Here is an 11,968-nt window from a genome sequence, read left to right as displayed (position 1 = left end):
CCTCTAGTCGATGGACGCGAGACGCAGGGTCATCGCGTAGATGTCGCGCAGGTCGGTCTTGGTGACGGGCGGCAGCACCTGCTCGGCGCCGATCAGGATCAGGTACAGCAGTTGCGCGAACCGGTCCGGATCCACGTCCGCCTTCAGCCCGCGACACAGCTCCGTCAGGTACGCCGTTCGCGCGCGGTCCACCCGCTCTTGCGCAGCCCGGACTTCGGGATCCTGCAGGGCCCACGCCCGTACGGCGATCTCGAGCCGTGCGCTGTCGGGGTCGGACAGCACGAGTCGCAGCAGGTGCTGCAACTTCGCCGAGGGCTCGGCATCGCGCTCGACGATGTCGATGAGGCGGGTGGTGAACTGCGCTTCGAAGTACTCCAGCAGTGCGGTCCGGAAGCCGGCGGCGCCCTTGAAGTGGTGGTAGTACGAGCCTTTGGTGACGCCGAGCTTCCCGGTCAGCCGCTCGATCGTCACCGCCGGCGCACCTTCGTCCGCCAGCAGCTCGAGACCTGCGTCCAGCCATTCCGTCCGCGTCACCATGTCTAGAACATACCATACCGTTTGGTATGGTCAGATCCTCTCACCGAAGAGCTCGACCGCCGTGAGGAACAAGTCGCCTTCGGTGACCTGGAGGGCTCGCTCGACGGTGTCGAAGGTGCCGAAGGCGTTGCCGGTCGACCAGAAGACCTGCCGTACGCCCGCGATCCGTGGGGCGAAGCGCATCACTCCGGACCGGCCGTCGTAGTCGAAGCCGGTCAGCGCGACGACCGCACCCCAGCTCGCCATCGCCCGCGCGTAGTGGTGACCGCACTCCGCCTCGTCGAACGGGTTCCGCCGCTCGCCGTCGTACCGCGCCCGGATGTCGGCGATCACCTTCAGCCCCTCGTCGACCAGCCCTTCCGAGATCAGGCCGACCGCGAGGATGTGCTCGAATCCGGTCATCACCTCGGTGAAGTACGGGAACGGCCGCTCGGGCCGATTGCCGCGCGGGTAGCTGCACATCAGTACGGCGGACTCGTCGCCCAGCACGTAACTCCGCATGTGGTTGAAATGCCCGTCGAACCCGGAAAGCCCGTTGTGCTTGAGGATGCTGCGCAACGTCGTCACAACGTGGTCCGGATTGTGCAGTGTGCCGAGCTGCGTCAGGCGGGCGAGGTGTTGCCCCACGAGCTGATCGACGAGACAACCGTCGCCCAGTTGCAGCACGGGGTTGGTCGGATCGGCCGCGCCCATCGTTTCGCGCAGGCCCGGCGCGACGTCGTCGGCGGACGCCGGCGGACGAATCTCGTGCCGGTAGTACTCGCCGTTGAACAGATGCTCATCCATCCACGCTCGCCCGTTGTCGAAGAGCTTCCGGCATTCCGCGGCGAGGTCGTCGACGCCGAGGTGCTTGGCCATCTCCTCGGATGCGCGGAGAGCGGCCAGGTACCAGGACTGCATCTGCGGGTTGGGGCCGTAGTACTCGACGTCCATCGTGTTGTGCTGGCAGCCCTCCATCACGCCGTCGCGGTCGGCGTCCCACCCGCCGGGGATCCAGCAGAACTCGAGCGCCCGCCGGGCCGCGGGCCACAGCGAACGCAGCAGGTCGTCGTCACCGCTGAGTCGCCAGTCACGATAGAGCTTGACCAAGCTCCCGAGTTGGCCGTCGGCCGCGGCGGCCCGCCAGTCCCGTGCGCTCGTCTTCAAGGGCAGTCCGACCCGGAAGCTCATCAGGCCCTGCTCGTCCGTCGCGTGGCCGAACTCGACTTCGCGCAGTGAACGAGCGATCTGGCCGAACAGGAACGGCGTCGCCTGCTCGTAGTTCCACACGTGGGTGCAGTTGCCGAAGCAACTGCCTTCATGATCGGAACATCCTTCCCAGCCGAAGAATCGGCCGTCCGGCGTACGGAAAACGGTCTGCGTCCGCAGCGTGCTGAGATTGAACAGCGCGGCTTCCTGCACCTGCGAAGGGAGATCGCTGCCGAGGAAATCCGTGACGAATGCGACGGTACGCCGTTCCAAATCGTCGAGTTGTTGCGCGAAGCGGCACAACGAAGTCCAGGCATCGTCCACCAGCGTTGTGTAGTAATTGCCGACGATGTCGGATTTCTCCCAGGCGCGCCGATTCGGGAAATGCCACGCGAGCAGGAATGTGAAGCGTTCCGTCGCGCCGGCGGCGATCGTACGGCGGTCGGCGACCGAGGCGATCGGGGTGGCGGATTCGCTGGTGCGTTCATCGAGCCGGCCGTCGGCGCTGAAGTCGTCCCAGAAGTCGAGCAGGCTGTCGCCCCAGGTCCGGTCCGCCCAGCCGGTCCGACGACTCACGTCTTGCCCGTCCAGCACCGCCAGCGCCATCGAGCCGAACTGCTCGGCGCTGGGATCGACGCCGCGACTGCGCAGCAGCACACCATCCGCGCGGACGTCCGAGCCATCCAGCCGCCCCGCCTCGCCGGTGGCCGTGGTGTTGTAGTTGCCTGCAGCAACGTCCGTGGTGCCGTCCCGGCCGATGAAGTTCTCCAGCGATCCGGCCGGCGACACGGTCAACGGCTCGGTGCCCCGGTTCGTCACCACGAAGCGCAGTACCGCGACCGGCCACGAGCTGGCCCCGACGTCGGCCGGGACGAGCGGGTTGAACGCTTCCAGATCGACGTCGACCGGTACGTCGTCATCGCGGAGCTCGAGCCGCCCGAACGGGTACGCCGTACCGAAGGTGGCCTCGCGGAAACGCGGGAGGCCATGGTTCTGGGCGCGGCTGCCGTGGGCGCCTTCGTACTCACTGAGGTCCAGTGGGCCCTCGACGGCACGAGTGGTCACGATGCCGTCAGGGGACTCGGTGCGGATCGCGAAGAACGCCGTACCGGGCTGGAAGCCCTTGGCCGGACGGTTCACGATCTCCCAGTCGCGGAGGTTGCCGCGGCCGCCGAGGCTGACCGTTCCGGTCCCGATACCGCCGAGCGGCAGCGCGATCCGGCGCAGCTGACGGTCGCTGTACGTACGCAGAATGGGCCAAGTCGTCATGTGACCCACTGTCGCCTCTTTGGGCACCCACCAACCATTTCGCCCCGCCGACGGTGGTTGGTGGGTGCCCAAAGAGGGGTTAGGCGTCGGCGGCGGTGAGGGCTTCGGCTTCGACCTTGGAGTGGTTGGCGGGGATGCGGAGGTGGGCGAGGGGCTTCCAGCCGGTGGCCAGGACGCCGACCGCGAGGAGCACCGCGAAGGCGCCGACGTAGAACGGGAGCTGGATGTTGACTTCTTCGCCGAGCTTGCCGGCCAGCCACGGCGCAACCGCTCCGCCGGAGAACCGGACGAAGGAGTACGCCGCCGACGCCGTACCGCGCTCGACCGGGGCGGCACCCATCACGGCCTCGGTGATCAGCGTGTTGTTGATGCCGAGGAAGAGGCCGGCCACGATCACGCCGACCGCGAGCACGCCCTTGTGGTGTGCGTAGATGCCCATCACTGCGAGGTCAGCACCGAACAGCAACAGCGACGTCATGACCACCGGCAGCGTGCCGAACAGGCGCTGCAGCCGCGGCGCGACGAATACCGAGGTGACCGCCAGTCCGATGCCCCAGCCGAAGAAGATCAGGCCGATCTGGCGCGCCGACATCGCCAGCGGGAACGGGGTGAAGGCGAGCAGCGTGAAGAAGCCGAAGTTGTACAGCAGCGCGGTGACCGCGACGGTCGCCAAGGACCGGTGCCGCAAGGCCTTCAGTGGCTCGATGATCGACGTACGACGTCCTTCCACCGGCGATGCGGGGAGCAGGAATGCCGTCGCGGCCAGCGCGATCGTCATCAGTACGGCGACGCCGAAGAACGGACCGCGCCACGAGATCGTGCCGAGCTCACCACCGACCAGCGGGCCGGCCGCGATGCCGACACCGAGGGCGGCCTCGTACAGGATGATCGCTTGGGCGACCGAGCCGCTGGCGGAGTTGACGATGGTGGCCAGGGCGGTGGCGATGAAGAGCGCGTTGCCAAGACCCCAACCGGCCCGGAAGGCGACGATCATGCCGATCGAGTTGGACAGGCCGGCCAGTGCGCTGAACACGACGATGATGGCCAGGCCGATGAGCAGGGTGCGCTTCGCGCCGATCCGGCTGGAGACCGCGCCGGTGATCAGCATCGCCACACCGATGACTGCCATGTAGCTGGTGAACAGCAGCGAGACCTGGGACGGGCTCGCGTGCAACTGCTCGGCGATCGGCTTGAGGATCGGGTCCACCAGGCCGATGCCCATGAATGCGATCACGCAGGCGAACGCGACCGCCCAGACGGACTTGGGCTGCTTCAGAAACGACGAGTTGCTCACCGGTGCGTGTCCTCCGACGGTTCGAGGGTGAGGAGTTTGTGGATGACGGTGACCGCGGCCTCCAGGGTGGTGAGGTCCGTCGCGGGGAGCTGGCTCAGGCGGGCCGACAGCGCGACGCCGGCCTGCTGCCGGGCGCTCCGCAACTCGGCCAGGCCGGCGTCCGTGAGGCTGATCAGGCTGGCGCGGGAGTCGGCCGGGTCGGCCGCACGGTGCACCCAGCCCTGCTCTTCCAGGCGTTGCACCAGGGTGGACATGGTCGGCTGGGAACACCGGTCGGCCTTGGCCAGCTCACTGATCCGGGCCTGACCCAGCTCATCCAGCCGCCCGAGCACCCGCATCGCGGCGTGCGGCAGCGTGTTCACATCCCTGGTCGCCATCCGCGTCAACCGCGACGACGCAACCACGACATCCTCGCCGAGCCGAGTCAGCTCCGTAGCAATCACACCTATGAATATACATAGGAAACCTATGTATCTCCACCGGCTGAACGGTGAACCAGGTCACTCAGAGCTGGTGGGCGATGACCGCGGCGGCTTCGGCCGGTCCGTCGGCAGCGGCGTAGAGCTTCTGGATCCGCTCGGCGGCCTCGCGGTGGGATTGGTTGTCGAGCATTCGGGCGGCTTGGGTGACCAGGGTGGTGGGGCGGGCTCGGCGGGCGGCGTTCAGGCGCTCGACGAGGGCGACGTTGAGGTCTTGCTCGATGTGCAGGGGGATGCCGAGGAGCGGCGTACCGCTGGCCATCGCGGTTTGGACGCTGCCCTGGCCGCCGGTGGTGACGGCGAGTTCGACCTGCGGCATGACAAGGTGGCTCGGCAGCACGCCCTTGATCAGGATCTGGTCCGTGGCCAGGTCGCCGAGGTCGTGGATGGTGCCGGCGACCAGGATCCGTACGTCGAGGCGGCTGAGCTCGGCGATCGCCGTACGGACCTGGGCGGCTGGGGTCGACGTCATGGCGAGGTAGATCGTCGGACCGGGCCGGTCGAGGAACTTCTGTACGTCGGCCGGCATCGGGAGATCCAGTTGCGCGAACAGCGGCCCGACCGCCCTGAGTTGCGCGCCGGCCCGATACCCCTTGCCCGGGGTCCAGGCGGCCAGCTCGGCGGCGGAGATCCCGAGCACCTCCGGAACCTCCGGGACCAGCGAGAGGTCGCCGAGTAGGAGAGAAGCCAGGCTCGGGATCCCTTCCACGCCGAGCTCGGCGGCCACCCGGTTGAAGCCACCGCAGTACGCCGTGATGCGGTTGGGGGACCGGTTGACGAGGAACCGGGCCAGCCAGGCCGGCGCGTGCTTCAACCGCGGATCCACGGGCCGGGTCGGCGCCGGAAGGAGTCGATGCTCGAAGACCGGCGGCACGAAGCTCCCGGCATGCTCGGTGATCACGCGTACGCCGGTCAGTCGCGACGACAGCAACGTGGTCAACGTGAATCCGGTGACCGCGACCGTGATCTTGTGGGTGCGGAAGTACTCCGCCTCGGCCGCGACGTACGTCCGGATCTCGGCGTCGTCGTACATGCTCTGCCGGGGATCGCCGAGGCCGACGGCCGAACCGACGAAGGCGGCCGCGCGAGTGGGGGACAGTCCGGGACCGAGTACGTCGTACTCGACGCCGGCCTCCGCGAGTAGGCGTTCATGGGGTCCGCCGTGGGTGGCGACGCGCACTGCGACGCCGAGCTCGGTGAGGGCGCGGTGGAGCTCGAGCATCCGGGACGTCTCGGACAGGTAGGCGCAGTGCGGCAGTAGACAGATCACGATTGCCCCCTTCGACGATGATAGGTAATATATTGCCTATGTCGTCGTGGAACAAGACCGAGAAGCTGTTCGGGCTCGGAGCGGGTTCGGAGTTGGCGCCGCCGGTCCGGGCCTTCCGGACGGCGCTGATGCTCGCCCAGAAGCTGCGCAACGAGATGGACGAGCGGCTGCGGGCGGACGGACTGACCACCCAGCAGGCCGCGTTGATCACCGTCGTCAAGGCGATGGGGAAGCCGTCGCTGGCCGAGGCGGCCGCCGCGCTGGGAAGCACGCATCAGAATGTCGCGCAGATCGTCGCGGCCTTGCAGCGCAAGGAGTTGCTGCAGGTCGAGCCCGATCCGGCGGACGGCCGACGCAGATTGCTCTCGGCAACGAATCACAGTGCGGCCTACTGGCGGGAGCGTGACGCCGGGGACATCGCCGCGGTGGCCGACTGGTTCTCCGACCTGAGTCCGGACGAGCTCCAGACCTTCTGCGAACTGTCCGAGCGCGTGATCGGGAGAATCGACCGTGCTTAAGGCAGTGCTGGGCAGCACGGCGTTCTTCTTCGCCGCACCGTGCATGGTCGGTGGTGTGGTGCCGTGGTGGGTGAGTGGGTGGGCGGCGCCACGGTTCTGGCCGGGGTTCGTGGTGGTCGCGGCCGGTGCGTTCGTTGTGCTGCGGGCTTTTGTGCGATTCGTTCGGGAAGGGCGGGGGACGCCGGCGCCGGTGGCGCCGACGGAGGAGTTGGTGGTGGGTGGCGACTATCGCTTTGTTCGCAACCCCATGTACGTGGGGGTGGTGACCGCGATCTTCGGGCAGGCGCTGGTCCTTCTCGACCCGTGGGTGCTGGCGTACGGCGTACTCGCGTGGGCCGTGATGGCGTCGTTCGTGCGTTGGTACGAGGAGCCGGTGTTGCTGGAGCGGTACGGCCGGCAGTACCAGGAGTACTGCCGAACCGTGCCCGCGTGGGTGCCTAGGATCGGAAAAGGCTGAGTGGGATCGGGCCGCGGTGGAGAACATGCGGGATGTCGGCCCAGGGGTAGAGCGGTTCGGTGGCATTGAGATTGCGGAGCCGCTGGAGAGCTTGGTCCGACGGCGTGGCGAGAGCGGCCGCGGCGGCCGGGCTGTAGGGGATGAAGTCCTCAGGCGGCTGCGGGCGGAACTCGGGGTCGTAGCGCTTGAGCAGGATGCAGGTACGGCGTGGGTCGAGCAGGTCGGCGTCGAGAGTCCAGTAGTCCAGCGAGCCGGGTCCGATCCGGCCGGACTCGCGGAGGGCGTCGAAGATCGGCGCGGGGTGGACCGGTGACAGGAAGACGACATCGCTCCAGGTGCAGCCGAGTGGTGGCACTGGGTGGTTCATCGTCTCGGGGCGGGCGGCGTACTTCTCGGCGTGGCGTTCGTAGAGGTCGGGGTAGCGGTCGCGGAGCTGGTTCAGCGGCAGGATGTCGATGCCGCGGATGTCGCCGGCGGCTTTGTAGAGAACGGTCATACACGAAAGCCTCCGAACGCGGGAACGCGTGTCGGAGGCTTTCGTTGTTCATTTTACCGGAGGACGGGGTCCTGTCGGCGCGGGTACGTTGACAGGATGAACAAGCGCTTTCTCGGTCGGACCGGGCTCGAAGTCAGTGAGTTGGGTCTTGGCACGATGACGTTCGGCACTGAGACCGACCAGTCGACCGGCCACCGGATCCTGGACGAGTTCGTCGCCGCCGGCGGCACGATGATCGACACCGCGGACACGTACGCCGCCGGTCGTTCGGAGGCGATCATCGGCAGCTGGCTGAAGACCAGGAACCGTGACGACCTGGTGATCGCGACCAAGGTGTACGGCGAGGCCGGGCCGGGACTGCCGGTCCGCGGAGCCGGACGCAAGCACATCATGGCCGGTGTGGAGGGAGCCTGCGCCGGCTGCAGACCGACTTCATCGACCTTTACCAGATCCACGTCTTCGACGACGCGACTCCGCTGGAAGAGACGCTGACCACGCTCGACAACCTGGTGACCAGCGGAAAGGTCCGGTTCATCGGCGCCAGCAACCTGACCGGCTGGCAGCTGCAGAAGGCGATCGACCTGTCCCGCCATCACAACCTGGAGCCGTACGTCTGCCTGCAGCCGCTCTACAACCTGCTCGACCGCGACGCCGAGCTCGACCTGATCCCGGTCTGCCAGAACGAGGGTGCCGGTGTGATCGCCTGGAGCCCACTGGCCGGCGGCTGGCTGTCCGGCAAGTACACCAGGGACGCGGGCGGTCCGCCGCCCGGCTCCCGCTCCAACCAGGCCGACTGGGACGCTCACAACACCGACCGCACCTGGCGCGTGCTCGACGCCCTCCGCTCGGTCGCGACCGAGGTCGACCGTACTCCCGCCCAGGTCGCCCTTCGCTGGGTGATGCAGCGCCCAGGCCTGACCGCCCCCATCATCGGCGCCCGAACCCCGGACCACCTGACCGACAACCTGGGCGCAACCGGCTGGTCGCTCACCGACGACCAGATGCACCGCCTGACCGAGGCGGGCGACGGCCCCCTGCCCTACCCCCACAACATCCTCCGCCTCCCCCAGTTCGTCCGCCGCCGGAGCTGACGATGCCCGAACGTGCAGTTGTGCAAAGTTTCAGGGTTAATAGTTTGCAGTGAGTGCAAGTTTGTTCTTAGCCTGGGTGGGTGATGCAGGCAGAGGGTGGGTTGCGGGAGCGGAAGAAGCGGGAGACGCGGGCCGCGCTGGCCGAGGCCGCGTTGCGGCTGGCGCTGGAGAAGGGGCCGGACCACGTCACGGTCGAGGAGATCGCCGAGGCGGCGGACGTCTCGGTGCGGACCTTCTTCAACTACTTCCCGCACAAGGAGCACGCGATCCTCGGGCGCAACCCCGAGCACCTCGAGCGTGCCCTGGAGCGGATGCGGACGGCCCCGCCCGCGGAGTCGCCGCTGACCACGATGTGGTTCATCGTGCACGACGTACTGCGCGACCTCGAGAACGAGGGCGAGTTGTCGCGGCGCGGTGAGCTGATCATGGGATCCCCGAACCTGCTGTACCAGCTGATGATGGCGAGCTTCGACGACGAACGGCAGCTCACCGCCGCCCTCGCCGCCCGGATGGGCGAGCCGGAGTCCGCCGTTCGGCCGGCGCTGATCGTCAGCACCGCCGGCGCCGCCTGCCGGGTGGCGATGGAACTGCACAAGAACGCCCCCGGCCGGCCGGTCCGCGAGCTGGTCGACGAAGGCTTCCGACTACTTGCTCAAGGCATCGATCCCGCCTTCGGGCCGAACCAGAGCAACCAGAAAGGTCACTCATGACGACGACCTCGGCACCGGACAGTACGGCCGAGGGGGCCGGTCCCGCGGTCGCCTTGACACCACGCCAGACCATCCAGGCCATCTCCGGCCTGATGATGGGGATGTTCGTGGCGATCCTGGCCGGCACCGTGGTGTCGACCGCGCTGCCGCGGATCATTCACGACCTGGGGGCGAGCCAGTCCTCCTACACCTGGGTTGTCACCCTCGAGCTGCTCACGATGACGGCCACGGTGCCGTTGTGGGGCAAGCTCGCCGACCTCTACAACAACAAGCTGCTGGTCCAGCTGTCGCTGGGCTTCTTCGTGATCGGCTCGCTCGTCGCCGGCTTCGCTCCGAACATCGAGGTACTGCTGGGCAGCCGGGTCCTGCAGGGCCTCGGCGCCGGCGGTCTGACCGCGCTGGTGCAGATCGTGATGGCGGCGATCATCCCGCCGCGCGAGCTCGGCCGGTACTCCGGGATCTTCGGCGCGATCTTCGCCTCGGCAACCGTCGGCGGACCGTTGCTCGGCGGTTTCCTGGTCGACTCGCCGCTCGGCTGGCGGGCCTGCTTCCTGGTCGGCGTGCCGTTCGTACTCGCGGCGATCGTGCTGCTGCAGCGCACGCTGAAGCTGCCGACCGTTCGCCGGGAGGTGAAGATCGACTGGTGGGGCGCGTTCCTGATCACTGCCGGGGTGAGCACGCTGCTGGTCTGGTCGTCGTTCGCCGGGAACAAGTTCGAGTGGGTGTCCGGCTGGAGCTTCCTGCTGGTCGCGGTGGCGCTCGTGGCGCTGGTGGCCGCGGTGCTGGTCGAGCGCGGGCACCCCGAGCCGATCATCCCGATGGACCTGTTCCGCAACCGGACGGTGACGCTGGCCATCGTCGCGAGCGCGCTGGTCGGCGTGGCGATGTTCGGTGGCTCGGTGTTCCTGGCGCAGTACTTCCAGATCGCGCAGGGTTACACCCCGACCAAGGCCGGGCTGATGAGCCTGCCGATGATCCTGGCCATGATGGTCGCGTCCACGATCGCCGGTGGGCTGATCACGAAGTACGGCAAGTGGAAGGTCTACCTGGTCGTCGGCAGCGTGCTGCTGCCGATCGGGCTGGCGTTGTTCGGCACGATCGACGCGCACACCTCGAAGTACCTGCTGTGGGGGTTCATGATCGTCCTCGGGGTCGGTATCGGCCTGGTGATGCAGAACCTGGTGCTCGCCGCGCAGAACGACGTACCGGCGCGAGAGCTGGGCGCGGCGACCTCGGCGGTGAGCTTCTTCCGCAGCATGGGCGGCACCATCGGCGTGAGTGTGCTCGGTGCCATCCTGGCGAACAAGGTCACCGAGACGCTGAACCCGGGCGGTGCCTCGTCCGGCGGCAGCGGCGCGGTGCCGAACATCGCCGAACTGCCGGAGCAGGCCCGAGCCGTCGTCGAGAACGCGTACGGCGCGGCGACCGCGGACCTGTTCATGATGTCGGTGCCGTTCGCGGTGCTCGCACTCGTCGCGGTCCTCTTCATCAAGGAGAAGCCCCTCCTCACCACCTCGGGCGCCGAGCGCCGAGCCCAGGAGGAGCCTGACATCCTGGATGCATGATCGTTGCATTCAGCATCAGCCCTTCCGGCGGTGACGAGACCGGAGGCGTGAGCCAGGCGGTGGCCGAAGCCATCCGCGTGGTCCGCGCCTCCGGTCTGCCGAACGAGACCAACGCGATGTTCACCAACCTCGAGGGCGAGTGGGACGAGGTGATGGCCGTGGTCAAGCAGGCCGTCGACGCGGTCGCCGCCGTCTCACCCCGCGTCAGCCTGGTCCTCAAAGCGGACATCCGCCCCGGCTACACCGGCCAGCTCGCCGCGAAGGTGGAGCGGATCGAGCAGGCGCTAGCCGACTGAGTTGAGGGCCGCGACGACAGCGTCGTACCGGTTCTCGCGTTCGGCGTCGCGGAGGAAGCGGACGCGGTCGACGAGGATCTCGTCGGCCTCGGGGTGCTTCTCCAGCAGTTCCATCGTCTCGGACAGGTACTCGTCAAGCGGCATCGCCCGCTCGTCGTCCTCCTGGCCCAGCAGCGCGGTCCGGACGGCCGGCGGGACCACTTCGATCACCTGGACCCCGCTGTCCGCGAGCTGGATCCGCAGGCTCTGGGTGTAGCTGTGGATCGCGGCCTTGGTGGCGCTGTAGGTCGGTGTGATCGTCAGTGGCACGGAGGCGAGACCGGACGAGACGGTCAGGATCGCCGGATCGCGCTGCTTCAGCAGGTACGGCGTGAACGCGGTGATGGTGCGGATCGTGCCGAGCAGGTTGATGTCGATCGTCTGCTCGGCGGTCGCGAGGTGACCGGGGTCGCGCAGGTCCTCGATCTGCATGATGCCGGCCATCGTGATCAGCACGTTGACCTCATGGGTGCTGGTCACCTGTTCGAAGGCGGCCGCGATCGAGGCCGGGTCGGCGACGTCGAGCGTGATGCCCTCGATGCCGTCCTCCGCGGCGATCCGGTCGAGCAGGTCCTTGCGGCGGCCGCTGATGATCACGGTGTTGCCGAGGTCGCGGAACTTACGGGCCAGGCCGAGGCCGATACCCGACGTACCGCCGGTCAGGAAGATCGTGTTGCCAGTCGGTTTCATGCCTCCAGACTGTGATCGGATGCCGACGGCAACCAGGCCCGGCTCAGCCTCTGCTCGGCAAGCAGTGGA

The 11,968-nt window shown here is 67.8% G+C and carries 14 protein-coding genes; 7 read left to right on the top strand and 7 right to left on the bottom strand.

Features of this window, described 5'->3' with window-relative positions:
• Positions 1–3: 3 nt before the first annotated feature.
• From ACZ3HV_RS09395 to ACZ3HV_RS09375, 5 genes are all read right to left on the bottom strand, one after another.
• Entirely contained in the window at positions 4–537 is a 534-nt protein-coding gene (locus ACZ3HV_RS09395) for a TetR/AcrR family transcriptional regulator (protein ID WP_465682527.1), read from the bottom strand.
• 30 nt (positions 538–567) lie between these two features.
• Entirely contained in the window at positions 568–2,994 is a 2,427-nt protein-coding gene (locus ACZ3HV_RS09390) for a GH116 family glycosyl-hydrolase (RefSeq protein WP_465682525.1), read from the bottom strand.
• Positions 2,995–3,073: 79 nt separating this feature from the next.
• The gene (locus ACZ3HV_RS09385; protein WP_465682523.1) at positions 3,074–4,288 is read right to left on the bottom strand and encodes an MFS transporter; all 1,215 of its coding nucleotides are present in this window, start codon (positions 4,286–4,288) and stop codon (positions 3,074–3,076) included.
• Positions 4,285–4,731, bottom strand: coding sequence for a MarR family winged helix-turn-helix transcriptional regulator (locus ACZ3HV_RS09380; RefSeq protein ID WP_465682521.1), 447 nt, complete (start codon positions 4,729–4,731; stop codon positions 4,285–4,287). Before ACZ3HV_RS09380 ends, ACZ3HV_RS09385 begins: the two co-directional genes overlap by 4 nt.
• Before the next feature lie 61 nt (positions 4,732–4,792).
• Positions 4,793–6,037, bottom strand: a complete 1,245-nt coding sequence (locus ACZ3HV_RS09375) for a glycosyltransferase family protein (protein WP_465682519.1) — start codon at positions 6,035–6,037, stop codon at positions 4,793–4,795.
• Positions 6,038–6,075: 38 nt separating this feature from the next.
• Here ACZ3HV_RS09375 and ACZ3HV_RS09370 point away from each other — a divergent pair, with 38 nt between their 5' ends.
• Positions 6,076–6,555, top strand: a complete 480-nt coding sequence (locus ACZ3HV_RS09370; protein WP_465682517.1) for a MarR family winged helix-turn-helix transcriptional regulator — start codon at positions 6,076–6,078, stop codon at positions 6,553–6,555.
• A complete protein-coding gene (locus ACZ3HV_RS09365) occupies positions 6,548–7,012 on the top strand; it encodes a methyltransferase family protein (RefSeq protein ID WP_465682515.1) in 465 nt (154 codons plus the stop codon). Before ACZ3HV_RS09370 ends, ACZ3HV_RS09365 begins: the two co-directional genes overlap by 8 nt.
• Here ACZ3HV_RS09365 and ACZ3HV_RS09360 read toward each other — a convergent pair.
• Positions 6,993–7,508 (bottom strand): hypothetical protein, encoded by a 516-nt coding sequence (locus ACZ3HV_RS09360; protein WP_465682513.1) that lies wholly within the window; start codon positions 7,506–7,508, stop codon positions 6,993–6,995. The genes ACZ3HV_RS09365 and ACZ3HV_RS09360 overlap by 20 nt on opposite strands.
• A 96-nt stretch (positions 7,509–7,604) precedes the next feature.
• On the opposite strand from ACZ3HV_RS09360, the gene ACZ3HV_RS09355 reads away from it, so the two are divergent.
• The 5 genes from ACZ3HV_RS09355 (at position 7,605) to ACZ3HV_RS09335 (ending at position 11,170) form a co-directional block, all read left to right on the top strand.
• Entirely contained in the window at positions 7,605–8,000 is a 396-nt protein-coding gene (locus ACZ3HV_RS09355) for an aldo/keto reductase (protein ID WP_465682511.1), read from the top strand.
• The gene (locus ACZ3HV_RS09350) at positions 7,919–8,599 is read left to right on the top strand and encodes an aldo/keto reductase (protein WP_465682822.1); all 681 of its coding nucleotides are present in this window, start codon (positions 7,919–7,921) and stop codon (positions 8,597–8,599) included. The genes ACZ3HV_RS09355 and ACZ3HV_RS09350 overlap by 82 nt, the downstream gene beginning before the upstream one ends.
• 83 nt (positions 8,600–8,682) lie before the next feature.
• Entirely contained in the window at positions 8,683–9,309 is a 627-nt protein-coding gene (locus ACZ3HV_RS09345) for a TetR family transcriptional regulator (RefSeq protein WP_465682820.1), read from the top strand.
• Entirely contained in the window at positions 9,306–10,874 is a 1,569-nt protein-coding gene (locus ACZ3HV_RS09340; RefSeq protein ID WP_465682509.1) for an MDR family MFS transporter, read from the top strand. Before ACZ3HV_RS09345 ends, ACZ3HV_RS09340 begins: the two co-directional genes overlap by 4 nt.
• On the top strand, positions 10,871–11,170 hold the full coding sequence (locus tag ACZ3HV_RS09335; protein WP_465682507.1) for a thiamine-binding protein: 300 nt from the start codon (positions 10,871–10,873) through the stop codon (positions 11,168–11,170). Before ACZ3HV_RS09340 ends, ACZ3HV_RS09335 begins: the two co-directional genes overlap by 4 nt.
• Here the strand turns inward: ACZ3HV_RS09335 and ACZ3HV_RS09330 are convergent.
• Positions 11,159–11,899, bottom strand: coding sequence for an SDR family oxidoreductase (locus ACZ3HV_RS09330; protein WP_465682505.1), 741 nt, complete (start codon positions 11,897–11,899; stop codon positions 11,159–11,161). The genes ACZ3HV_RS09335 and ACZ3HV_RS09330 overlap by 12 nt on opposite strands.
• Positions 11,900–11,968: the final 69 nt, after the last annotated feature.

This window comes from Kribbella sp. NPDC020701, assembly GCF_055562215.1.
The sequence above is the reverse complement of the archived record's forward strand: the minus strand, read 5'-3'. Positions and strand labels throughout refer to the sequence as shown.